The sequence below is a fragment of the Jiella soli genome (genome assembly GCF_020615385.1).
Classification (GTDB): domain Bacteria; phylum Pseudomonadota; class Alphaproteobacteria; order Rhizobiales; family Rhizobiaceae; genus VKMB-3413.
The window spans coordinates 127,283-149,072 of record NZ_JAJAVB010000025.1; the positions used below are offsets into that span (position 1 = coordinate 127,283).

General features: G+C 66.8%; 24 protein-coding genes. 17 read left to right on the plus strand and 7 right to left on the minus strand.

The features are described from left to right. Positions 1-101: 101 nt before the first annotated feature. The 7 genes from LH400_RS15065 (at position 102) to LH400_RS15095 (ending at position 5,604) form a co-directional block, all read left to right on the plus strand. Positions 102-1,619, plus strand: coding sequence for an amino acid permease (locus LH400_RS15065; protein ID WP_229153560.1), 1,518 nt, complete (start codon positions 102-104; stop codon positions 1,617-1,619). A 198-nt stretch (positions 1,620-1,817) separates the two neighbouring features. Then, positions 1,818-2,831 (plus strand): TerC/Alx family metal homeostasis membrane protein, encoded by a 1,014-nt coding sequence (locus tag LH400_RS15070; RefSeq protein WP_229153561.1) that lies wholly within the window; start codon positions 1,818-1,820, stop codon positions 2,829-2,831. A 57-nt stretch (positions 2,832-2,888) separates the two neighbouring features. After that, positions 2,889-3,245: an AtpZ/AtpI family protein gene (locus LH400_RS15075; protein ID WP_229153562.1), complete on the plus strand. Its 357-nt coding sequence runs from the start codon at positions 2,889-2,891 to the stop codon at positions 3,243-3,245. Between the two features lie 121 nt (positions 3,246-3,366). After that, positions 3,367-4,125 (plus strand): F0F1 ATP synthase subunit A, encoded by a 759-nt coding sequence (locus LH400_RS15080; RefSeq protein WP_229153563.1) that lies wholly within the window; start codon positions 3,367-3,369, stop codon positions 4,123-4,125. An 81-nt stretch (positions 4,126-4,206) separates the two neighbouring features. Further along, positions 4,207-4,434, plus strand: coding sequence for a F0F1 ATP synthase subunit C (locus tag LH400_RS15085; protein ID WP_229153564.1), 228 nt, complete (start codon positions 4,207-4,209; stop codon positions 4,432-4,434). A gap of 73 nt (positions 4,435-4,507) precedes the next feature. After that, positions 4,508-5,113, plus strand: a complete 606-nt coding sequence (locus LH400_RS15090) for a F0F1 ATP synthase subunit B (RefSeq protein WP_229153565.1) — start codon at positions 4,508-4,510, stop codon at positions 5,111-5,113. 11 nt (positions 5,114-5,124) lie between these two features. Then, a complete protein-coding gene (locus tag LH400_RS15095; protein ID WP_229153566.1) occupies positions 5,125-5,604 on the plus strand; it encodes a F0F1 ATP synthase subunit B in 480 nt (159 codons plus the stop codon). Positions 5,605-5,805: 201 nt separating this feature from the next. Here LH400_RS15095 and rnhB read toward each other — a convergent pair whose 3' ends face one another. Then, complete coding sequence (gene rnhB / locus LH400_RS15100) at positions 5,806-6,495, minus strand: ribonuclease HII (protein WP_229153567.1); 690 nt, start codon at positions 6,493-6,495, stop codon at positions 5,806-5,808. A 225-nt stretch (positions 6,496-6,720) separates the two neighbouring features. Further along, a complete protein-coding gene (locus LH400_RS15105) occupies positions 6,721-7,878 on the minus strand; it encodes a PA0069 family radical SAM protein (RefSeq protein WP_229153568.1) in 1,158 nt (385 codons plus the stop codon). A 121-nt stretch (positions 7,879-7,999) separates the two neighbouring features. On the opposite strand from LH400_RS15105, the gene LH400_RS15110 reads away from it, so the two are divergent. Continuing rightward, the gene (locus LH400_RS15110) at positions 8,000-8,524 is read left to right on the plus strand and encodes a glycosyl transferase family 2 (protein WP_229153569.1); all 525 of its coding nucleotides are present in this window, start codon (positions 8,000-8,002) and stop codon (positions 8,522-8,524) included. A 44-nt stretch (positions 8,525-8,568) separates the two neighbouring features. Here the strand turns inward: LH400_RS15110 and moaB are convergent, their stop codons facing one another. The 4 genes from moaB to LH400_RS15130 all read right to left on the minus strand — a co-directional run bounded on the left by moaB (position 8,569) and on the right by LH400_RS15130 (position 13,135). Further along, the gene (gene moaB, locus LH400_RS15115; protein WP_229153570.1) at positions 8,569-9,117 is read right to left on the minus strand and encodes a molybdenum cofactor biosynthesis protein B; all 549 of its coding nucleotides are present in this window, start codon (positions 9,115-9,117) and stop codon (positions 8,569-8,571) included. Further along, the gene (locus LH400_RS15120; protein WP_370638398.1) at positions 9,114-10,022 is read right to left on the minus strand and encodes a 4-(cytidine 5'-diphospho)-2-C-methyl-D-erythritol kinase; all 909 of its coding nucleotides are present in this window, start codon (positions 10,020-10,022) and stop codon (positions 9,114-9,116) included. Before LH400_RS15120 ends, moaB begins: the two co-directional genes overlap by 4 nt. 18 nt (positions 10,023-10,040) lie before the next feature. After that, positions 10,041-11,888, minus strand: a complete 1,848-nt coding sequence (locus LH400_RS15125) for a tetratricopeptide repeat protein (RefSeq protein ID WP_229153572.1) — start codon at positions 11,886-11,888, stop codon at positions 10,041-10,043. Positions 11,889-12,118: 230 nt separating this feature from the next. Then, complete coding sequence (locus LH400_RS15130) at positions 12,119-13,135, minus strand: polyprenyl synthetase family protein (RefSeq protein WP_229153573.1); 1,017 nt, start codon at positions 13,133-13,135, stop codon at positions 12,119-12,121. Positions 13,136-13,355: 220 nt separating this feature from the next. Here LH400_RS15130 and LH400_RS15135 point away from each other — a divergent pair, with 220 nt between their 5' ends. From LH400_RS15135 to LH400_RS15175, 9 genes are all read left to right on the plus strand, one after another. Next, positions 13,356-13,574: a putative signal transducing protein gene (locus LH400_RS15135; RefSeq protein ID WP_229153574.1), complete on the plus strand. Its 219-nt coding sequence runs from the start codon at positions 13,356-13,358 to the stop codon at positions 13,572-13,574. Between the two features lie 34 nt (positions 13,575-13,608). Then, the gene (locus LH400_RS15140; protein ID WP_229153575.1) at positions 13,609-14,388 is read left to right on the plus strand and encodes a tRNA1(Val) (adenine(37)-N6)-methyltransferase; all 780 of its coding nucleotides are present in this window, start codon (positions 13,609-13,611) and stop codon (positions 14,386-14,388) included. An 88-nt stretch (positions 14,389-14,476) separates the two neighbouring features. Beyond that, positions 14,477-15,349: a S49 family peptidase gene (locus tag LH400_RS15145; protein WP_370638418.1), complete on the plus strand. Its 873-nt coding sequence runs from the start codon at positions 14,477-14,479 to the stop codon at positions 15,347-15,349. 127 nt (positions 15,350-15,476) lie between these two features. Beyond that, entirely contained in the window at positions 15,477-15,671 is a 195-nt protein-coding gene (locus LH400_RS15150; RefSeq protein ID WP_229153577.1) for a hypothetical protein, read from the plus strand. Positions 15,672-15,939: 268 nt separating this feature from the next. Continuing rightward, entirely contained in the window at positions 15,940-17,109 is a 1,170-nt protein-coding gene (locus tag LH400_RS15155; RefSeq protein WP_229153578.1) for a zinc-dependent alcohol dehydrogenase, read from the plus strand. Positions 17,110-17,381: 272 nt separating this feature from the next. After that, positions 17,382-18,068 carry a DUF998 domain-containing protein gene (locus LH400_RS15160; RefSeq protein WP_229153579.1) on the plus strand — a complete coding sequence of 229 codons (687 nt, stop codon included), beginning with the start codon at positions 17,382-17,384 and terminating at the stop codon, positions 18,066-18,068. Positions 18,069-18,169: 101 nt separating this feature from the next. Further along, positions 18,170-19,096, plus strand: coding sequence for a class I SAM-dependent methyltransferase (locus LH400_RS15165; RefSeq protein WP_229153580.1), 927 nt, complete (start codon positions 18,170-18,172; stop codon positions 19,094-19,096). After that, complete coding sequence (locus LH400_RS15170; protein ID WP_229153581.1) at positions 19,093-19,848, plus strand: pseudouridine synthase; 756 nt, start codon at positions 19,093-19,095, stop codon at positions 19,846-19,848. The genes LH400_RS15165 and LH400_RS15170 overlap by 4 nt, the downstream gene beginning before the upstream one ends. Before the next feature lie 355 nt (positions 19,849-20,203). After that, on the plus strand, positions 20,204-21,280 hold the full coding sequence (locus tag LH400_RS15175; RefSeq protein WP_229153582.1) for an HWE histidine kinase domain-containing protein: 1,077 nt from the start codon (positions 20,204-20,206) through the stop codon (positions 21,278-21,280). 36 nt (positions 21,281-21,316) lie between these two features. Here LH400_RS15175 and LH400_RS15180 read toward each other — a convergent pair whose 3' ends face one another. Then, the gene (locus tag LH400_RS15180) at positions 21,317-21,664 is read right to left on the minus strand and encodes a response regulator (protein WP_370638419.1); all 348 of its coding nucleotides are present in this window, start codon (positions 21,662-21,664) and stop codon (positions 21,317-21,319) included. Positions 21,665-21,790 lie beyond the last annotated feature (126 nt).

Sequence of the window (21,790 nt, forward strand, 5' to 3'; positions counted from 1 at the left end):
GCCGATGCAAAAAATATGTGCTGATTTTGCGCATGCATAGATTGACGGCAGGCCTGCTTGGTGACTGAATCCCGACTGCAATCCGCGACGAGGGCCGCCAGATGGCGCTGGACAAGACGGGCATGGTCTACCGGGCCGCCGAAGCCGGCTATTTCGAGCGTCGGGGCCTGAAGAAATATGCCGGCGTCTGGTCGCTCTGGGCGCTCGGCGTCGGGGCGGTCATCTCCGGCCAGTATTCGGGCTGGAACCTCGGACTTCTGTCCGGCGGCTGGGGGGGGATGCTGATCGCGACCATCATCATCGCGATCATGTATCTCGGCCTGACCTTCTCGATCGCCGAAATGTCGCCGGCCCTGCCGCATACCGGCGCCGCCTATTCCTTCGCGCGCACGGCGATGGGCCGATGGGGCGGCTTCGTCACCGGGCTCTTCGAAAACGTCGAATACGTCCTGACGCCGGCCGTCGTGGTGTTCTTCATCGGCTCCTATCTCACCGGCATCTTCGGGACGCCGACGGCCTTCCAGCCGGTCTGGTGGATCCTCGGCTACGGCATCTTCGTCGGGCTGAACGTCGTCGGCGTGGAGATGTCCTTCAAGGTGACGGTGGTCATCACGCTCATGGCTCTTGCCATCCTCCTCGTCTTCTTCGCCTCGGCCTTTCCCTTCGCCGACTTCTCGCGCTGGGCCCTCAATATCGGCCCCGGCGGCACCGAGCTTGCCGAAGGGAACGGGCCGTTCCTGCCGATGGGGATCGGCGGGGCGCTCTCGGCGCTTCCCTTCGCGGTCTGGTCCTTCCTGGCGATCGAGCAATTGCCGCTCGCGGCGGAAGAATCGGCCGATCCGCAGCGCGACATGCCGAAGGGCATCATCCTCGGCATGCTGACGCTGATGGTCACCGCCTTCCTGATGCTGTTCCTCAACCCGTCGCTGCCGGGCGTCGGCTCCTTCGCGCTCGGTTCCTCGGGCGAGCCGCTGCTCGACGGGTTCCGCGCGATCTACGGGGCGGGCCTCGCCAAGCTCCTCGCCTTCGTCGCGATCATCGGTCTCGTCGCCTCCTTCCACACCATCATCTTCGCGCAGGGGCGGCAGATCTATTCGCTGTCGCGGGCCGGCTATTTTCCGTCCTTCCTCTCGGTGACCCACGATGCGCGCAAGACGCCCTATGTCGCGATGATCGCCGGCGCGCTCGTCGGCCTGGCGATCATGCTGGCGCTGTTCCTCGGGCTCGGAGCGGAGGCCGGCGCGGCGGTGATCGGCGGCACGCTTCTCAACATGGCGGTGTTCGGGGCGATGTGCTCCTACATCGCGCAGGGCGTGTCCTTCATCCTCCTGCGCCGCAACCATCACCATATCGTGCGCCCCTATCGCAGCCCGTTCGGGATTTCCGGGGCCGTCGCCACGATCGTCATCGCCGTCGTCACCCTCGGCTTGCAGTTTCTGGACCCGACCTATCGTGTCGGGGTCCTCGGCGTCGCGGCCTGGTTCGCGGTCGGCATCGTCTATTTCGCGCTGATCGGCCGGCACCGGCTGATCCTGTCGCCGGAGGAGGAGTTCGCGATCGAACACGCCGGCAAGCGCGGCGAGGCGGCGGGCCTGCCCGGGGCGGCCGGCGCGGTCTGAGCGTGCCGGCCGTCTAAGCCGCGACCGGCGATCGCGGCCTTTGGCCCCGGACCGGCGCCCGCCGCATCCTGCCCGGCAAAGCGCCGCCGCGGAATGGCTCGACGCTCTTTCATTCGCGGACATCGCTCCACATCTAGGGGCGACGTCGGCAAACGCCGGCGCTCCGGGTCGACGGACCCGCCTGCGACGGAGAGATGCGTGGAAGTGACGGCAAGCGGCGGCACCGGAGATGTGGTGCCGCTCTGGATCTGGTTGGCGACGATCGGCGGCATTGCCGCCCTTTTTGTATTCGATTTCGTGGCGCATGTGCGCAAGGCGCACGAGCCGAGCTTCAAGGAATCCACTTTCTGGTCCCTCGTCTATGTCGCCATGGCGATCTGCTTCGGCTTCGGCGTCTGGTGGTTCTGGGACCACAATCACGGCATTGAATTCTTTGCCGGCTACATCACCGAAAAGAGTCTGTCGGTCGACAATCTCTTCGTCTTCGTCATCATCATGAAGTCGTTCCAGGTGCCGCGGGAGGACCAGCAGAAGGCCCTTCTCATCGGCATCGTGCTGGCGCTGATCATGCGCGGCATCTTCATCGCGCTCGGCGCCGCGGCGATCGACCGATTCTCCTGGGTCTTCTACATCTTCGGCCTTTTCCTGCTCTACACGGCCGCCCATCTCGCGATCGAGAGCTTTTCCAGCGGCAAGAAGAGCGACGAGGAGTACGAGCCGAACGCCCTGGTGAAATGGTTTCAGCGAAACCTGCGCACGACGACGCAGTTTCACGGCAACGCGCTGACCGTCACCAAGGACGGCAAGCGCCACTTCACGCCCATGGTGGTGGTCATCCTGGCGCTCGGCATGACCGATCTCCTGTTCGCCCTCGATTCGATTCCGGCGATCTACGGCCTGACCGATGCGCCCTTCATCGTCTTCACCGCCAACGCCTTCGCGCTGCTCGGGCTCCTGCAGCTCTACTTCCTGCTCGGCGGCCTGCTCGACCGGCTCGTCTATCTCGGCTTCGGGCTCGCGCTGATTCTCGGCTTCATCGGCGTGAAGCTGATTCTCCACGCCATGGAGGAGAATGACCTGCCGTTCCTCAACGGGGGCCAGCCGATCGACGGGCTGCCGCATATCACCACGGGCCTGTCGCTCGCCGTCATCGTCGGGATCCTTGCGGTGACGACGATTGCCAGTCTCGTGCGCAGCCGGTCGATGCGATAGGACGGTCTGAGCGCGGGCGCCTCGGCGCCCGGCGCCGCAGTCACGAGGGAGCGAGCGATGGCGGCCGATAATGCGGGCGGCGAGGGAGGCGGATCCGAAGACTGGTCCGCAAGGCGCGAGGCGCTCACGCGCAAGCTCGCCGAGCAGCGGGCCAGAATGCCGCAGGACGAGGGCGACCCCCGGCCTCGCGGCGGCATGCAGGGCGTCGCCGAGGGACTGAAGCTCGCGAGCGAGTTCCTCGCCGGCATCCTCGTCGGCACCGCCATCGGATACGGTATCGACAAGTTTGCCGGGACGAGCCCCTTCGGCCTCATTGTCTTCCTGTTGATCGGGTTTGCCGCCGGTGCGGCCAACGTCATCCGCTCGGTTTCGGGCGGGGCCTCGCCCTGGGGGTCGAACCGCGACGAAGGTTGATGAGCGTTGTTTGTCGGACTCGCACCGAAACTCGCTTGAGGGTGTTGCGAAGCTTCGTTTGTGACGCTATTGGCAGGTCGGCCCTCGCCGGGTGACGCGTGTTGACGAAGGACCAGGCAGTTTGGAAAACAATCCGACCGATCCGATCCATCAGTTTCAGATTTCCAGGATCGTTCCGATCAATATCGGCGGCCTGGACTTCTCCTTTACGAACTCCGCACTCTTCATGGTGCTTACGGTCGCGATCACGACGGCCTTTCTCTACTACTCGACGCGCGGCCGCGGACTGGTGCCGACTCGCGTTCAGTCGATGAGTGAGCTGTCCTACGAGTTCGTCGCCAACATGCTGCGCGACGCCGCGGGCACCGCTGGCATGCGCTTCTTCCCGTTCGTGTTCTCGATCTTCATGTTCGTCCTGGTCGCGAACTTCCTCGGGATGATGCCCTATTTCTTCACGGTGACGAGCCATCTCATCGTCACCTTCGCGCTGGCGATCCTCGTCATCGGCGTCGTCGTCGTCTACGGGCTGATGAAGCACGGCACGCATTTCTTCCATCTGTTCGTGCCGTCGGGCGTTCCTGGCATCCTTCTGCCGCTGGTCGTCCTGATCGAGGTCGTCTCCTTCATCTCCCGGCCGGTCTCACTCTCGGTTCGTCTCTTCGGCAACATGCTCGCCGGTCACATCACGCTGAAGGTGTTCTCGGGCTTCGTGGTCTCGCTCAGCGCGCTCGGCGCACTCGGCGTCGTCGGCTCGATCCTGCCGCTCCTGATGACCATTGCGCTCACGGCTCTCGAATTCCTGGTCGCCGCCCTGCAGGCCTATGTCTTCGCGGTCCTGACCTGCCTCTACCTGAACGACGCCCTGCATCCGGGCCACTGAACACCATCCTCGCCGGCTGCCGGGTGGCGGCGGTCGGTCCTTCAAGCCGCAAAATCCCAAAGTTCCAAAGGAGAGTTCACAATGGACGCGGAAGCAGCAAAGTACATCGGTGCCGGTATCGCGTGTCTCGGCATGGGCGGCGCCGGCATCGGCCTCGGTCAGATCTTCGGCATGTATCTGGCCGGCGCCCTGCGCAACCCCTCGGCTGCGGACGGCCAGTTCGGCCGCCTGATCTTCGGCTTCGCCATCACCGAGGCGCTCGGCATCTTCTCGCTGCTGATCGCGCTTCTCCTCCTGTTCGCCGTCTGATCGGCGACAGCCTTCGTCAGCACAACAGACCGGCGGCGATTTCGGCCGCCGGTCAGCGACACCGGAGCTCGCAATGTTCGTAACGCCAGCCTTCGCGCAGAGCGAGGGATCCGATGCCGTCCACCTGCCGCCTCAGAGCGACGCCGCGGCGGCGCATGGCGAGACCGTCCATATCGAGGGCGAGCACGAGGGCGGCTTCCCGCCGTTCAACTCCGAATTCTATCCCTCGCAGCTTCTGTGGCTCGCGATCACCTTCGGCGTCTTCTATTGGGTGCTGAAGCGGGTGGTCCTGCCCCGGATCGGCAGTGTCCTGGAAAATCGGCGCGACCGAATCGCGCTTGATCTCGAGGCGGCCGAACGGATGAAGTCGGACGCCGACGAGGCGCATGCGGCCTATGAGCAGGAGCTCGCCGAGGCCCGCGATCGCGCCCACAAGATTGCACAGGAAGCCCGGGATTCGGCCCGGTCCGACGCCGAGAAAGAGCGCAAGCGGCTCGACGCGGACCTCGACGAGAAGCTCGACGCCGCGCAGGCCCGGATCGCCGAAGTGAAGCGCTCGGCGCTCGGCGAAGTCGACCAGATCGCACGTGACGTCACCGACGCCATCCTTCGGGAGGTCGCCCAGATCGAGGCGTCCGCCGAGGAGATCGCCGGTGCGGTCGACGCGTCCCGCGGCTGAGGGGGTTCACCATGGACAATACATTCTGGGCGTTCATCTCGCTCGTCATCTTTCTTGCCATCGTCTGGTACCTCAAGGTGCCTTCGAAGATGAGCAAGTCGCTCGACGATCGCGCTGCGCGCATCCGCAATGAGATCGAGGAAGCGCGGGAGCTGAAGGAGGAGGCCAAGCAGCAGCTGGCCGAATATCAGCGCCGCCGCCGCGAGGCCGAGCAGGAAGCCAAGGACATCGTCGCGGCCGCCAAGCGCGAAGCCGAGCAGATGCTGCAGGAAGCGCGCCGCAAAAACGATGAATATGTTGAGCGTCGCACCGCCATGGCCGAAACCAAGATCGGTCAGGCCGAGCAGGACGCTGTCGCCGAGGTACGTGCCTCCGCGGTCAATCTGGCGGTCGCCGCTTCCGCTCGGATCATCGCGGAGCGGAACTCCGGCGGGGCCAGCGGCCAGTTCATCGACCAGTCGATCTCCGAGGTCCGCCGCCGTCTCAACTGACGGGCAGCGCTTCTCCCACCAGCCGATTCGCTACGAAAGAGGCCGCCACGTGCGGCCTTTTTTGCGTCCTGAGCATGAGCCGATGAGGGAGAATCGGACTCGGACAATTGGAGCTTGCGACATTGGAAGAAGGAAGCTCCGGAGGAAGATCGGTGGGCGCGACGCAGTGCCGCCGGCGCCGGGGAGCTTGTGGAGTGCGGACTATTCCGCCGCGTCGAGAAGGTCGGCGCGCAGCGGCCGAAAGCTCAGGCGATGGATCGGGCAGGGACCGAGACGTTCGATCGCGGCGAGATGTTCGGCGGTCCCATAGCCCATGTGCCGCGAGAAGCCGTAGCCGTCATAGGCCGGGCAGGCACGGCGCATCATCCGGTCGCGTGCGACCTTGGCAACGATCGAGGCCGCCGCGATGCTGAGCGACAGCGCATCGCCCGAAATCACCGCGGTCCCCGGACAGGAGAGGCGCGGCGGAAGGTCGCGGCCGTCGACGAGGACATGGCAAGGCTGCTGTCCGAGCGCCTGTAGCGCCCGGCGCATGGCGAGGAGCGTCGCGCCGCGGATGTTGAACCGGTCGATCTCGAGCGCGCTCGCCGAGGCGAAGCCGACGCATGCGGAGGCGAGGATCTCGGCGAACAGCCGCTCCCGCTCTTCCATCACGAGCTTCTTGGAATCGTTCAGCCCGTTCGGCATGCGTGCCGGATCGAGGATGACGGCTGCGGCGACGACCGGACCCGCAAGCGGACCACGTCCGGCCTCGTCGATCCCCGCAACATGGCGCGCCCCGGCCGACAGAAGTGCGGCCTCGCGCCCGAAATCGGGCCCGCAAGGCGGCCTCGGCGCCGCTTTTCTGGCGGTCTTCGAAGGGGCGGGAGAATCGGAGGAACGGCGAGTCATTGTGCGGCGCAGACTCGCGCATTCTCCGATTCTCCACAAGACCCGCTGGCTCGAGGGGTAGTGAGCCGGCGAGCCGCATCGGCCGATCAGATTGGGGCGGCCGATCTACGAAACGGACGAACTCTGGACCCTGACGCCGTCCGTCTCGATCGCGTCGTTCAGTCCGTTGCCGTCATCCGGTCGGACCGGCGAAGCGTATGGACCAGGCGGTCTTGTTTTGTTCTCTCAGAGAAGGGCGAGCTGTACCCCGGCGCCCTTCGGCGCCGTGAAGAGGTCGGTGCGCAGCTCCGTCCGCTTCTCGTTAAGGCCGAGACGGCGGGCCGTCATCTCGAAGCGGCGCCGGATCTGGAACGCATAGGGGCCGGTGCCGCGCATCCGCTTTCCCCACTCGGCGTCATAGTCCTTGCCGTCGCGCATGGAGCGCAGCAGCGACAGGACGTGGCGGTAGCGGTTCGGATAGTGTCGCAGCAGCCATTCCTTGAACAGCGGCGAGACTTCCATCGGAAGCCTGAGGAGGACGTAACCGACTTCCCGCGCGCCGGCCGTCTTCGCCGCCTCCAGCAGCCGCTCGATCTCCGAATCGGTGAGGCCCGGTATGATCGGGGCGGTCATCACCATGGTCGGAATGCCGGCATCGCTCAGCGCCTTCACGGCTTCGAGCCGCTTGGAGGGCGTTGCCGCGCGCGGCTCCATCGCCCGGGCGAGCGTCCGGTCGAGCGTCGTCACCGACAGCGCCACCTTGGCAAGGCCCTTGGCCGCCATCCGCTGCAGGATGTCGATGTCGCGTGTCACCAGCGCCGACTTGGTCACGATCCCCACCGGATGGTTCGCCGCCTCCAGCACTTCGAGGATCTGGCGCATGATGCCGAGCCGCTTCTCGATCGGCTGATAGGGATCGGTATTGGTGCCGATGGCGATCGACTTCGGCTCGTAGCCTGGCTTCGACAGCTCCCGCTCCAGAAGCGAGGCGGCGTCCGGCTTGGAAAACAGCTTGGTCTCGAAGTCGAGCCCGGGCGACATGCCCATATAGGCATGGGTTGGCCTTGCGAAGCAGTAGACGCAGCCATGCTCGCAGCCGCGATAGGGATTAATCGAGCGGTCGAAGGAGATGTCGGGCGAGGTGTTGCGCGTGATGATCGTCTTCGGCTTCTCGACCTGCACGTCCGTCTTGAAGGCCGGCAGGGCCTCGAGGCTGTTCCAGCCGTCGTCGAAGCTCGACCGGGCGAAGGGCTCGTAGCGCCCGCTCGGATTGACCCCGGCGCCGCGTCCGCGCCGCCGGTCGAAGCCGACGCGCAGGCCGGACTCGTCGAGTACGTGATTGGCGATGTCGATGCCGTCGGGCGAGGAAAATGCCGCGCGATCGGCCGTGGAAACGTCCCGCATGTGGGCTCTCCCGAGGGCTGCCGTGGAACTATGACCGAAGTCCTAACGTCAGAAAGAGAACAATACAAGAACAAAATGATCCATGGCTGGCAAAGGTTCCCGCCCTCGTTTAAGCCAGGGCATGCTGAGCGTGTTGATGGATTGCGGACCGGACGATCAAAGGCTGGCGGAAAGCCTCGCGACGCTCGTTCCGGGGGCCGTCGAAGGCGTCGTGCGGGAAGTCGTGCTGTTCGATCGCGGCATGGGCCCCGGCGCCCGCAAGGTGGCCGAGCATGCCGGCTGCCGGATCGAGCCGGCGGAGGCGTTCCATGCCGTCGTGCGCGAGGCGAAGGGCGAATGGCTGCTGCTGTTGGAGCCGGGTGCCCGCCTGCAGCCGGGCTGGATCGCGGCGGTGATCGAGCATGTCGAGGCGGTCGGCGAGGACCGCGGCGTCGTTCCCGCAGCGAGGTTCGCGCGCGCACGCGCCGACCGGCGCAGCGTCTTTCAGCGCCTGCGGCAGATCCGGACTGCCCTCGCCGAAGGCCTTCTCCTGCGCAAGCCGCAGGCGATCGGGCTGTCGCGGCGGGGCACGAACCTCGAGGAACTCGCCAAGGGCATCGCGGTTGGCCGGCTTGCGGCCGACATCCGCCCGGTCAGGCGGCGCTGAGGGTGGCCGCTCCCGATGTGCGCGGGGCCGCGGCTTCGCGTCGCTCAGGCGGAGCGGCCGCCGCGCCTTAGGTGCTCGTCGAGCCGCGGCATGATCTCGACGAAATTGCAGGGCCGGTGCCGGTAGTCGAGCTGGGCTTCCAGAATATTGTCCCAGCCGTCCCGGCAGGCGCCGGGCGAGCCGGGAAGCGCGAAGACGAAGGTCTGCGAGATGAGACCGGCCGTGGCGCGCGACTGGATGGTGGACACGCCGATCTTCTCGAAGGAGATGCGGTGGAAGATCGCCGAGAACCCGTCCATCCGCTTTTCAAACAGGGGCTCCAGCGCCTCGGGCGTGACGTCCCGACCGGTGAAGCCGGTGCCGCCGGTGGTGATCACCGCGTCGACATCGTCGCGCGCGCACCAGGCGGTCACCGTGCCGCGGATCGTCTCGATGTCGTCCGGAACGATGCTTCGGTCGGCCAGGCGATGGCCGGCGGCCTGAAGCCGTTCGACCAGCGTGTCGCCGGAGCGGTCATCGGCAAGGCTGCGCGTGTCGGAGACCGTGAGGACGGCGATGCCGAGGGGGATGAAGCTGCGGTCCTTGTCGCTCATGACGTGTTCCTTCGTTGATCGGCGGCGCCGGCAATCCACCAGGAGCCATGGTCGGCCGTGATCCGGCGGCGGGCGCGATCCGCGTCGGCCTCGCTCTCGAACAGCGCGAAGACCGTCGCACCGGAGCCGGACATGCGGGCAAGCAGCGCGCCTTCCCGGGCGAGTCGGTTGCGGACAGCGGCGATCTCGCCTGTGATCGACAGTGCCGGCGCTTCGAGATCGTTGCGCGTGTCGGTGAGCCAGTCGGCCAGGTGAGAGATATTGGAAAAACCGTCGTCCGTCAGATCCGGAAGCGGCGGATTGTCGCGCCGTTCGAGCGCGGCGAAGACCGCCGGGGTCGAAACGGCGACGCCGGGGTTGACGAGGAGGAGCGGGAGACGGGGCATTTCTGCGAGCGGCGCGATCGTCTCGCCGATCCCGGTGACGCGGGCGGGGCGTCCGTTGAGACACATCGGCACGTCGGCCCCGATGGCCACCGCCTCAGACGTCAGCCGCCCGCCCGCCTCCGCTGGAATCGCGTCGATGATCATCCGCAACAGAGCGGCTGCGTCAGCCGAGCCGCCGCCGATCCCGGCGGCGACGGGCAGGCGTTTGTCGAGGCGGATGTCGAGGGGCGGCAGGTCCTCGCCGAAATCGGCGAGCACGCGCCGCGCGAGCGCTGCGGCCGCAAGAAGGATGTTGCCGGAACCGGCCGGGATCGCCGACGCGAAGGGGCCGGTTACCGAAACGCGGTCTTCTCCGGACTGCGCCGGCGCGACCTCGACGAAATCGCCGACATCGGACGAGAAGACGACGAGACTGTCGAGGAGATGATAGCCGTCGGACCGTCGTCCGACGACATGCAGCGCCATGTTGATCTTGGCGGGCGCGAAGCGAACCCTTCGCAGGTCAGCCGAGGCGAGCACGGAGCGCGGCGGCGCGGGTCAGTCGGCGCGCGCGCCGGTCTCCGGCGGCGTGGCGGCCTGCGCCGCGGCGGGGGTGGCCGTGGGCCTGGCCGGTTCGTCCGCAGCGCCGACATCGGCATGGTCGCCGGTCAGCGGCTCGGCATCGGGGCCGGCATCGAGCTTGGCCTGGATCGCCTTGGCGGCTTCCGGCTCGGGTTTGGGATCGCCGTTGAGGGCACGCTCCCACTGGAAGCGGGCCTCGCGCTTGCGTCCGACCTTCCAATAGGCGTCGCCGAGATGGTCGTTGATGGTGGGGTCGAGCGGCGTGATCAGGACGGCCCGCTCCAGCTGATCGACCGCTTCGGCATAGCGGCCGAGGCGGTAATAGGCCCAGCCGAGGGAGTCGATGATGTAGCCGTCGTTAGGCCGGAGCTCGACGGCGGTCTTGATCATGTCCAGTCCCTCCTCGAGGTTCCGGTTCATGTCGACCCAGGAATAACCGAGATAGTTCAGGACGTTCGGCTGGTTCGGCGAGAGTTCGAGCGCCTTCTTGAAGTCCGGCTCGGCCTTGTCCCACTCCTTCATGCGCTCATAGGCGATGCCGCGCTGATAGTAGAGGTTCCAGTTCGACGTATCGCCGGGCTTGGCGAGGGTGATCGCCTTGTCGAGCGCCTCGGCCGCCTTGCGGTATTCCTTGTCGGCGGACATGACGTCGGCAAGCGCCGTATAGGCCTGGACGTTGTCCGGATAATCCTGGACGGCCCGCTGGAGATGCGCCTTGGCTTCCTCCTTCTTGTCCGAATACCAGAGGTCGAGGCCGATCTGCAGGTCGGCGGTGCGGCGGAAGGCGGAGTTCTCGGGAACTGCGCGGTAATAGGAAATGGCGAGATCGAGCTGCTGCGCCTGCTCGGCGATGCCGGCGAGCGCGGTCAGGAGCGCCGGGCTGCGCGGGTCGAGCGCGCGGGCGAGTTGGAAATAGAGAAGCGCCACCTGCTGGCCGTCGCCGCGGTTGATCGCCTGGCCGAGGATGTAGAGGGACTCGGCGGCGCCCTCCTGGATGTCGGCGATCGGCGGCTCGATCGTCTCGCCGCGCGTGATCCGGTCCTTCAGATAGGTCAGCGGGCTGTAGCTCGGCGCGAGCTTCAGCCCTGTGTCGAGCGCGGCGAGCGCCGCGTCCTTGTTGCCGGCGCGCGCCTCGAGCCGCGCCAGCGCCTCTGCCGCCGCGAGATAGGCGTCCGGCGAAGTGCGTGCGAGTTCCTGGTCGTCGACGACGCTCTTGAAGGCGTTGCGCGCCACCTCGGCCCGTCCGGCGATATTGGCGAGCAGGCCCTTCTGATAGGCGTTGAAGATCTGGTACCAGGCCGCCCCCTCGAGCCCGTCGATCCGCATCAGCGCCGCATCGACCTTGCCCGCGCCGAGATCGGCCCAGGAGGCGAGATGGCCGAGGAGCAGCGCGTCGAGGTCGCTCGGATCGGGGATGTCGAATTCCGTCAGCGCCGCCTGATAGTCGCCCTTGCGCAGCGCATCGACACCCAGCGTGATCCGCGCCACCTTGGAGGCGGCGGAATCGTCGTGCAGCTTGGCCGCCATGTCGACGCCTTCCTGGAAGCTGCCGTCGGCGAGGAAGGCGAACATCGCGTCCTGCTGCAGCTGCTCCGAAGTCGGGTCGATCGCCAGCGCCTGGTTGAAGAAGTCCGTCGCGCTCTTCAGGTCACCGTCCTGCTGGGCCGCCTTGGCGGCGAGATAGGCCCCCGACAGCGACTGAGCGCGCACGCTTTCGGCCGGCGCAACCTCCGGAGCCTCGTTCGCGGCAACCGCAGAAGAGACCGCGACCGTGGCCAGGAAGACCGAAGACGTCAAGGTTCGGAGAACACGCGAAAGGGGCACTGGTGATCCTCTTCTCGGACGGCCTGAAGGGCGGTGAGCGGCGCGGCCATCGCGTTCGGGCGGGCTGGCGCGGTCAGCCGAGGTGATGCCAATTCGGGGCATAATGCAAGGCCTTCATCTGTGCAACGAGACCTTGGCGGCAATGGGGCCAGCGACTTAGCGGCGACGCCGACGGGAGCCGGGGCTTCGCCCGGTCGCCGCTCGGAGCGCCGTCCCCGTCCCCCGTCCCATCAATGCATCCGGTCGATGCAGAAGTCGACGACGCCGAGCAGCGCCTCGCGGGCGGGCGTCGGCGGCAGCGATCCGGCGGCGCGATAGGCCGCTTCGCCGAAGTCGCGGGCCTTGCCCAGCGTCGCATCGAGCGCTCCGTGACGCCGGATCATCTGGGTGGCGCGCGCCAGGGCCTCGTCGTCGTTCTGGCCGCCCTCCATGGCCTCCTGCCAGAAGCGCTTCTCCGCCTCGTCGCCGGCCTGATAGGCGAGGATCACCGGCAGGGTGATCTTGCCCTCGCGGAAATCGTCGCCGGTGTTCTTGCCGAGCGCGGCGGAGGTGCCGCCATAGTCGAGGACGTCGTCGACGAGCTGGAAGGCGAGGCCGAGGCTGCGTCCATAGTCGCGCATCGCGACCCGCGCCTCGGGCCCGGCGTCGGCGAGCACCGGACCGACCTCGGCGGCGGCGGCGAACAGCGCCGCGGTCTTGGCGTCGACCACCGCCAGATAGTCCGCCTCGCTCGTCGTCATGTGCTTGGCCGCGGCAAGCTGCCAGACTTCGCCCTCGGCGATGACGGCGGACGCCGTCGACAGGATGTCGAGCGCCGTCAGCGAGCCGACCTCGACCATCGTTTTGAAGGCCTGGCCGAGCAGGAAGTCGCCGACCAACACGCTCGCCTGGTTGCCCCAGATCGTGCGAGCGGTCTTCTTGCCGCGCCGCAAATCGCTTTCGTCGACGACATCGTCGTGGAGGAGCGTCGCGGTGTGCATGAACTCGACGCTGGCGGCGAGCTTCACATGCCCGTCGCCGGAATAGCCGTGGGCGAGCGCCGAGGCGATCGTCAGCATCGGCCGCAGCCGTTTGCCGCCGGACGAGATCAGATGGTCGGCGATCTCCGGAATCAGTTCGACGTTCGAGCCGGCCATCTTCAGGATCAGCTCGTTCACCCGCCCCATGTCCGGCTTGGTGATCGCGATGATGGGGTCGATCGAGCCGCGGGTCTCGCTCCGCCCGACGGGGCTGGCCAAGCTCACCATGTCACTCCGTGGTTTGGGTTGGCAGTTCGCGCAAAGCGCGGCTTGGGCCAAGATGGCGTCGCCGCCGCACAGTGGAAGGCCGAGGGGCCGCAAGTCGCGTCTTCGGCACCGGCCGGGCGAAGGTCCTTGCCCTTTGCGCCGGAATGCCGTTGCCTAGCTGCTCCCCGAGATCGTCCGCCGATACTGACCTGCGGCTCCTTTTTCCAGAGCGGTGCGCTCCATGCAAGAACTCATGCGGTCCAATGACGCCGTACTCATATCCTTCGTTGGTTCGCTTCTCAACGATGCCGGCATTCCGCATTTCGTCGCGGACCAGCATATGAGCATTCTCGACGGCTCGATCGGCGCCCTGCCGCGGCGCATCATGGTGGAGCCGGACCGTCTCGATCAGGCGCGGCGGCTCATGCGGGACGCCGATCTCGGTCATGAACTGTCCTGACCCGGCTTCCGCCGGCGCAAATCTCCGCGAGGCGATGCAAGACCGGCCCGAATACCGCGAGGATGCCTTCTACCGGGGGCGGTTCCATGTCCTGCAGCCGCTCCGGCACGGTTATCGCTCCGGCCTCGACGCGCTCCTCCTGGCAGCAACGCTGCGGCCGGACGCGACCGGAACGCTGGTCGATCTCGGCGCCGGCGCGGGCGTCGTCGGCCTCGCCGCGGCCTGCCGGAGCGCGGGCGTCACCGTTACGCTGGTCGAGAAGAACGCAGCGATGGCGGAGCTTGCCCGCCGCAATTTGGCGCTCGGCGAAAATGCCGCACTCTCCGGCCGTCTGACGGTGCTTCAGGCCGACCTCTTGGCCCCACGACCGGAACGCGAGGCCGCGGGACTTCTGGGCGAGCGCTTCCAGCGGGTTCTCACCAATCCGCCCTTCCATGCGCCGGGCGGCCGGCTTCCGGCCGATCCGCTGCGCGCCGAGGCGCTGTTTTCCTCCGACACGGATTCGCTGCCGCGCTGGCTGAAGGCCGCAGCCGGGCTCCTGGCCCCGTCGGGGCGGCTGACCTGCATCCTGCGCGCCGACGCCCTGTCGCTGGCGCTTGCCGGCGTCGAGGGGCGGCTCGGCGCCGTGCGGGTGATGCCGATCCATCCGCGGCCGGGTGCCGCCGCGACGCGCATCCTCCTTCATGGCCGCAAGGGTTCGCGCGCGCCGCTCGAGCTCCTGCCGGGACGCTGCCTTCACCGCGAGGACGGAAGCCTCGATCCCTTCGCCGAGAAGGTTGCGGCGGGGGAAGAGACGATCGACCTCGACCGCTGAGGCTGACGCAATTTCCCACGCGCTTTGCGAAACGCAGGCGGGCACTTACATGCCCGCCACCAGAGTTCCGATCCATAGAGGCGACACGGTGGCCAACTCCCTGACCCGATTCATTCCCCGGCGCTTTCGCTCCGATGCCCCGGTCATCCCGGTCGTGCGACTGTCGGGCGCGATCATGAACGCCTCGTCCGTCATGCGTCAGACGCTCTCCCTCGCCAGCGCCGCGCCGCTCCTGAAGAAGGCGTTCGAGCAGAAGAAGTCGCCGGCCGTCGCCATTGTCGTCAACTCGCCGGGCGGTTCGCCCGTCCAGTCCCGGCTGATCTATCAGCGCATCCGCGATCTCGCCGAGGAGAAGGAGAAGACCGTCCTCGTCTTCGTCGAGGACGTCGCGGCCTCCGGCGGCTACATGATCGCCTGCGCCGGCGACGAGATCATCGCCGATCCCTCCTCGATCGTCGGCTCGATCGGCGTCGTCTCCGGTTCGTTCGGCTTCGTCGAGGCGATCCAGAAGCTCGGCATCGAGCGCCGCGTCCACACCGCCGGCCGCAACAAGGCGACGCTCGACCCGTTCCGGCCGGAGCGCCCGGAGGACGTCGAGCATCTGAAGACGCTGCAGCTCGAAGTGCACGACACCTTCATCGACCTCGTGAAGAACAGCCGCGGCGCGAAGCTCGTCCCGGACGACGATCTCTTCACCGGCCTGTTCTGGTCCGGCAAGCGCGGACTGTCGCTCGGCCTCGTCGACGCGCTCGGTGATCTCCGCGGCACGCTGAGGGCCCGCTATGGCGAAAAGGTGAAGCTGGAACTCGTGCAGGCCGGTCGCAGCTTCTTCGGCCGCCGGCCGAGCGGGGTCTTCGCCTCGGGGCTCGGCGGCGGGATCGAGGCGGCGGGCGCGGGCTTTGCCCGCGAGCTGATCGGCGCGGCGGAAGAGCGCGCGCTCTGGGCGCGGTTCGGGCTGTAACCGGACCGTCGCTGCCAAGGGCTCCCGCGCTCCCGGGGCTGCAGGGCCGGGGCGCGGAAATCCGGCGCATCTGTCCAGTTGCCGCCGCAAAGTTCGAGGAGCATAGTCGCGAAGGATAGCTGGAACGATGGTCGAGCACATGCCGCAGTTTTTTCTCCTCAGCCTTGTCGGGGCGGCGGCCTGGTATGGCTATAAGCAGATGACGCGCGATGCCGAGCGCGTCGCCGAGCGCAGCCGCGAATCGGAGGCGGAGATGCGCACCGGCGCGCAGGGCACGCTCGTGCGGGGTCCGGACGGGATCTATCGCATCCGCAAGGACTGACGCATCGATCGTCACGCCTGCCCGCTGACGCGCGAGCCAGTGCGGCAATGGAGCGCACCTCGGCCATCGCTGGATTGTCCGGTGCCGCTGCGCAGCAGGGAAATAGGCGCTGACGATACAGGATTGCGGACCTGGCGCGAGCGACGTCTCGCCCGACCGCTTTCGATAGGCGCCTGCCTATTCGGGCGGATGGCCGCAGGAACGATGACTTTCAACTGCGGTTACCGGCGCATCCACTAGCGACGATGCGAACTTCCGGAGCACCGCCATGAAGGCCATCACCTGGCACGGCAAGCACGACATGCGCTGCGAGAGCGTTCCCGATCCGAAGATCGAGGAAGGCCGCGATGCGATCATCAAGACCACGGCCTGCGCGATCTGCGGCTCTGACCTGCACTTCTACGACGGCTTCATGCCGGGCATGGAATCCGGCGACATCGTCGGCCACGAATTCATGGGCGAGGTGGTCGAGGTCGGCAAGGACAACAAGAAGCTCAAGGTCGGCGACCGGGTCGTCGTCCCCTTCACCATCGTCTGCGGCGAATGCGACCAGTGCAAGCGCGGCAATTTCTCCGTCTGCGAGCGCTCGAACCGCAACGCCGACCTCGCCGCCAAGATGTTCGGCCACACGACGGCCGGGCTCTACGGCTACTCGCACCTGACCGGCGGCTATTCTGGCGGCCAGGCCGAGTATGTCCGACTGCCCTTCGCCGATGTCGGGCCGGTGAAGGTGCCGAGCAGCCTTACCGACGAGCAGGTCCTCTTCCTCGGCGACATTCTGCCGACCGGCTGGCAGGGCGCCAAGAACTGCGACATCAAGCCCACCGACACGGTGGCGATCTGGGGCGCCGGTCCGGTCGGCCTGTTCGCGCTGCAGAGCGCGATCATCCAGGGCGCAAAACAGGTCATCGTCATCGACGAAGTTCCCGAGCGGCTGGCGATCGCCCAGCGCATGGGCGCGATCACCATCGACTTCAAGAACGAGAGCACGGTCGAGCGGCTGAACGAGCTGACCGACAACAAGGGACCGGACTGCTGCATCGACTGCGTCGGCATGGAGGCGCATGCGCCCTACGGCATCGAACATGCCTATGACCGGGCCAAGCAGGCGGTCATGGCCGAGACCGGGCGCCCGCACGTGCTGCGCGAGATGATGTATGTCTGCCGTCCCGCCGGCACGATCTCGATCCCCGGCGTCTATGGCGGGCTTCTCGACAAGCTGCCGCTGGGCGCGGCGATGAACAAGGCACTGACCTTCAAGATGGGCCAGACCCATGTGAACAAATGGGCCGACGACCTCCTGAAGCGCATCGAGGAGGGCCAGTTCGACACGACCTCCTTCATCTCGCATCGCGGCAGCCTCGAAGACGGGCCGGAACTTTACAAGACCTTCCGGGACAAGAAGGACGGCTGCACCAAAGTGGTGCTGACGCCGTAAACCGGTCGGCCCGAGAAGGGCGTAGATCCCGAGTTGGTGGCCGCGGCGGCAAACGCCGCGGCCTCGTCACGTCTCGTCCCATGGCGTTTCCGGATCGAGGCTGCCAGGCGCGGCCAGACCCGCCGGAATTATCGGGGCGACGATGAGCTTGCCACCGTCGACGCACTGCCCGACCATCCCTTCCAGTGGGGCGGATGGCTCCTCCGACACTCTGGGCGGGCATGGGGAGCCTGCGCGGACGACAGGCAACGGCCGAAGATAAGGGCGCGATCATGTTCGATATCGATGCCAGCGCCGGCAAGGAAACCGATGGCGAGGCGAGCCACCCGAAGCTCTTCTTCTTTTGCGGCGTCGTCGGCGTTCTCGGCTGCGTCGTCGTCGTCCTCGCCAATGTCGTCGGCGTCATCGTCCAGCCGAAGGACGGGCTCGTCGCCGATACGATCAGCGACCTCGCGGCCGGGGACTACGCCATCATCATGGATGTCGGCCTCTATGCCTTCGCGGCGGGCATCCTCGCCGCGGCGGCGGGGTTGCGCCGGCTGCATTGGGGCAATTGGAGCTGGACCGTCGGCTCCTGGCTGCTGACCCTCGTGGCGATCATGATCGTCGTCATCGGCGCCTATGGCGAATATGGCGACAACGACGTCGGGGGCCTCGTCATCCATCTGCCCCTGGTCCTCGCCATGGCGCTGACCTTCACCGCCTCGGCGCTCCTGACCGCCGCCGGCTTCTACCGCCATCGCCGCCGCTGGTTCTGGTTCAACATCGTTTGTGCGGTGCTCTGGGTCGCCGGCGCGGCGGCCTTCTGGTTCTCTCCCACCGCGATCGACGGTCTGGTCGAACGCCTGGTCGGCGGGGTGATGGTCGTCTGGCTGTTCGCGCTTTCCAAGCTTTTGATCGACCGGTCGAAGGGACGGACGACGCCGCTTCCGCGGGTGTGGGAATCGGATAAGGCCTGAGGTCTCGGGTCTCGTTCCCGCGCGGCGGGGCGCGGCCGATTGCGGCCCGAGAGTTCTTGAGGCGCTGTTTGCATCCCGGTCAAAGCTGCTATGGCACCGATGTGACCGATATCGACACCACTTCCATTCGCCGCAGCGCCGTCTATGGCGCGCCCCCCGCCGACCTCGTGGAGGTGCCCGCAGGCGCCGTCCAGCTGTCGCCGCTGCGTCCCGGCGCCGAAGCGGTTGAGAGCCTGCCCGACGCCGTTTTCGACGAGATCGTCGTCGCAGCGCCCCCCGGTTCGATCGAGCGCCGTTTCGTGCTCGCCCATGCGCTGCGGATCCTCCTGCCCGACGGCCTGCTGACGGTGTCGGCGGCCAAGGACAAGGGCGGGCAACGCCTGCGCGGCGAACTGGAAGCCTTCGGATGCGACGTCGCCGAGCGCTTCAAGTCGCGCCAGCGCATCTGCAGCGTCCGGCGGCCGGATGCGCCGCACGGGCTGGCCGACGCCATCGAAGCAGGCGCGCCCGTCACGCTCGAGGTCAGCGGCCTTCGCTCGCAGCCCGGAATCTTCTCGTGGAACCGGGTGGATCCGGGAACGTCGATGCTGTGCCGCCATCTCCCGAAACTTGCCGGGAAGGGCGCCGATCTCGGCGCCGGGCTCGGCATCCTGTCGATCGCGGCCCTCGCGTCGCCATCCGTCGAGGCCCTGACGCTCGTCGAAATCGATCGCCGCGCGATCGAGGCCGCACGGGTGAACGTCGCAGATCCTCGGGCGCATTTCCTGTGGGCCGACGCGCGTCAGACGGCGCTGAGCGATCTCGACTTCGTCGTGTCGAATCCGCCCTTCCACGCGGAGGGCATCGAGGATCGCGGGCTCGGCCAGGCGTTCATCCTTGCGGCAGGACGGATGCTGCGCCGGTCCGGCTTGCTGTGCCTCGTCGCCAACCGCCACATGCCTTATGAGGATGAGCTGCGCGCGACGTTCCGGAGCGTGACGACGGTGGCGGACGAGGCCGGCTACAAGATCTTCGAGGCGCGCAAATGACGAAGACGCCGACCTCCCGCCTCGACAAGCTCCTCGCCAATCTCGGCTACGCGTCGCGGCGCGAGATCCAGTCGCTTGCCGCAAACGGGCGCATCCGGCTCGACGGCGTCCCTGTTCCCAAAGCCGATACGCGGATCGCACTGACGCCCGACCTCGAGGAACGGCTGGTGGTCGATGATGAGGCGCTCGATCCGCTGCCCGGCTTCGCCCTGATGCTCAACAAGCCGCTCGGCGTCACCTGCTCGCGCAAGGAGGCGGGGCCGCTGGTCTACGATCTCCTGCCAGCGCGCTGGCGGCGGCGCGACCCGGCCCTCTCGACGGTCGGCCGGCTCGACAAGGAGACCTCGGGCCTCCTGCTGATGACGGACGACGGCGCGCTGCTCCATCGCATCATCTCGCCGAAGCGCCATGTCGCCAAGCGCTACAGGGCCAAGCTCGCGCGGCCGATGACCGGCGGCGAGGCCGAGCTCTTCGCCTCGGGCACGCTGATGCTGGAGGGAGAGGAAAAGCCGCTCGCCCCGGCGGAGCTGGAGATCGTCGGGCCGCAGGAAGCGATCCTCAAGGTCCACGAGGGCCGCTACCATCAGGTGCGCCGGATGTTCGCGGCGGCCGGCAACCATGTCGAGGCGCTGCATCGCGAATCCATCGGCGGCCTCGCTTTGCCGGCCGACCTTCCGCCGGGCGAAATCCGCCGCCTCACCGACGCCGATCTAGCCGCGATCTTCGAAGCGGGGAACGGGCACGGTGGCTGATGGCCGTCCCGGAAAGCGGGGCCGCCGGAGAGACATTGAGAGCGGATAGGATTCTCGACCGCCGCAGCCCCGGAAAGCAGGCGTGATCCGGCGCCTCGTTCAAGTCGTCGCGGAATGCGCGCGGCCGAGGATCTCTGCCGGATGACCCACCGCCTGCAAGGGAGGGTGCCTACCCCGTCAGCCGAGCCCGCGCATAAATCGACAGGGCGCTTCGTTGCGGTTAGATTGACGGGTGCGAGTTTCGATAGAAGGCATCACTGTGCGGTCGACGGAAGCGACGGATCAAGGCGGCGAGCGTCGCGGTCGTCATCAGGACAAAACGGATGTCGAGTTCCTGCAGGAGGAGAACTCGGCATTGAAGGCCGAGCTCGCGGCCCTGCGGAGTTCAAACGATTCGGTCACATCCGGCGCGCAGCGTGACGAGGCCGTCCGGCGAGCCGTGGCCGACGAGGTGGAACGACGGGAGCGGGATCTCGCCAAGCTGACCGCCCAGCTCGATGCGCTCGTGCGCTCGTCCTCGGAAGTCCGCTACCTGATCAATGCGGACTGGAGCGAGCTTGCCCAGCTTTCGGGCGGCGGTTTCATACCGGACACCTCCGAGGGCAACGCGAACTGGCTCGACGAATACATCCCGCAAGAGCATCGGGACCTGGTCCGGGCGGAGATCGCCCGTGCGATCGGGGAGAAGGACACCTATCACATCGAGCACAAGGTGAACCGCGTGAACGGGACGGTGGGTTGGGCGCTGTCGCGCGCGGTGCCGCTCTTCGACGAGAGCGGCGAGATCATGAGCTGGATGGGCGCGGCATCCGACATCACCGATCGCAAGTCCGCCGAGGAGGCGCAGCGTATCCTCAACGAGGAGCTTGCGCATCGCATGAAGAATATGCTCGCCCTGGTTCAGGCGATCACCACGCAAACGCTTCGGCAGGCTTCCAGCCTTGAAGAGGGACGCGTGGCGATAAGCGAACGCCTCGGCGCTCTGGCCCGGGCGCAGGACATACTGACCCAGGCGAACTTCGCCGAGACAGGAATCCGGACCGTGGTCGCCGCGGCGCTCGCGCCGCATCAGGATGTGGGGGAGCGCATCGTGGCGGAGGGTCCCTCCATCAACCTGGCCTCACAACGGGCCCTCGGCCTGTCCCTCGCGATCCACGAACTGGCGACCAACGCCGTCAAATACGGGTCATTGTCGAACGAGGAGGGCCGGGTCTCTGTCAGGTGGGATGTGGTCGACGGCGTCTTTTCCTTCGACTGGATCGAAACGGGCGGACCGGTCGTCGTCGACCCCCCGCGTCGCGGATTCGGCTCTCGCCTGATCGAGCAGATCGTCGGATCCTATTTCGACGGTAACGGACGGATCGACTTCGACGCCAGCGGTATCCAATTCCATCTGACGGGCACGGCGAGCAGCCTGGAACTGCAGGCTTGACGCGGCACTCTCATCGCCCGGGCTGGATCGGACGCTTCAACTCTCCGTTTTCTCCATCGTATCGCGAAGTGCGGTAAGGACTGCTTCGCGGACATAGGGCTTGGGAACGAACCCACCGTCCTTCGGCATCTCCGCCCGCATCGGCGTCTTCTGTCCGGACACGACGACGATGGCGATATGAGGAAAGCGATTGCGGACCGTCCGTGCGAGGCACAGCCCATCCATCGAGCCGGGCATATCGATATCCGTGAACAGGACGCCGATCTCGGTATGGGTCTCTAGAACCTGAAGCGCCGTATCGGCATCTTTGGCCTCGTAGGCCGTGAAGCCGGCATCCTCCATCATGTCGACGGCATCCAGGCGAAGTAGCGGCTCGTCCTCCACGACAAGTATGGTATTTTGGGAGATCGGTTCGGTCCTTATTGGGGCGCTGCCAGGACAAGGGCTCGGGGACCATGTTCGTTGCCTGGAAACCGCCGTCATGGGCGAATGTCCCGGCGGGGCCCTCCG

What these genes read in the sequence shown, in the direction of transcription:
- LH400_RS15065 (WP_229153560.1), top strand. Translation starts at nt 102, where the DNA reads ATGGCGCTGGACAAGACGGGCATGGTCTACCGGGCCGCCGAAGCCGGC.
- LH400_RS15075 (WP_229153562.1), top strand. Translation starts at nt 2,889, where the DNA reads ATGGCGGCCGATAATGCGGGCGGCGAGGGAGGCGGATCCGAAGACTGG.
- LH400_RS15085 (WP_229153564.1), top strand. Translation starts at nt 4,207, where the DNA reads ATGGACGCGGAAGCAGCAAAGTACATCGGTGCCGGTATCGCGTGTCTC.
- LH400_RS15090 (WP_229153565.1), top strand. Translation starts at nt 4,508, where the DNA reads ATGTTCGTAACGCCAGCCTTCGCGCAGAGCGAGGGATCCGATGCCGTC.
- LH400_RS15095 (WP_229153566.1), top strand. Translation starts at nt 5,125, where the DNA reads ATGGACAATACATTCTGGGCGTTCATCTCGCTCGTCATCTTTCTTGCC.
- rnhB (WP_229153567.1), bottom strand. Translation starts at nt 6,495, where the DNA reads ATGACTCGCCGTTCCTCCGATTCTCCCGCCCCTTCGAAGACCGCCAGA.
- LH400_RS15105 (WP_229153568.1), bottom strand. Translation starts at nt 7,878, where the DNA reads ATGCGGGACGTTTCCACGGCCGATCGCGCGGCATTTTCCTCGCCCGAC.
- LH400_RS15110 (WP_229153569.1), top strand. Translation starts at nt 8,000, where the DNA reads ATGCTGAGCGTGTTGATGGATTGCGGACCGGACGATCAAAGGCTGGCG.
- moaB (WP_229153570.1), bottom strand. Translation starts at nt 9,117, where the DNA reads ATGAGCGACAAGGACCGCAGCTTCATCCCCCTCGGCATCGCCGTCCTC.
- LH400_RS15130 (WP_229153573.1), bottom strand. Translation starts at nt 13,135, where the DNA reads ATGGTGAGCTTGGCCAGCCCCGTCGGGCGGAGCGAGACCCGCGGCTCG.
- LH400_RS15135 (WP_229153574.1), top strand. Translation starts at nt 13,356, where the DNA reads ATGCAAGAACTCATGCGGTCCAATGACGCCGTACTCATATCCTTCGTT.
- LH400_RS15140 (WP_229153575.1), top strand. Translation starts at nt 13,609, where the DNA reads ATGCAAGACCGGCCCGAATACCGCGAGGATGCCTTCTACCGGGGGCGG.
- LH400_RS15150 (WP_229153577.1), top strand. Translation starts at nt 15,477, where the DNA reads ATGGTCGAGCACATGCCGCAGTTTTTTCTCCTCAGCCTTGTCGGGGCG.
- LH400_RS15155 (WP_229153578.1), top strand. Translation starts at nt 15,940, where the DNA reads ATGAAGGCCATCACCTGGCACGGCAAGCACGACATGCGCTGCGAGAGC.
- LH400_RS15160 (WP_229153579.1), top strand. Translation starts at nt 17,382, where the DNA reads ATGTTCGATATCGATGCCAGCGCCGGCAAGGAAACCGATGGCGAGGCG.
- LH400_RS15170 (WP_229153581.1), top strand. Translation starts at nt 19,093, where the DNA reads ATGACGAAGACGCCGACCTCCCGCCTCGACAAGCTCCTCGCCAATCTC.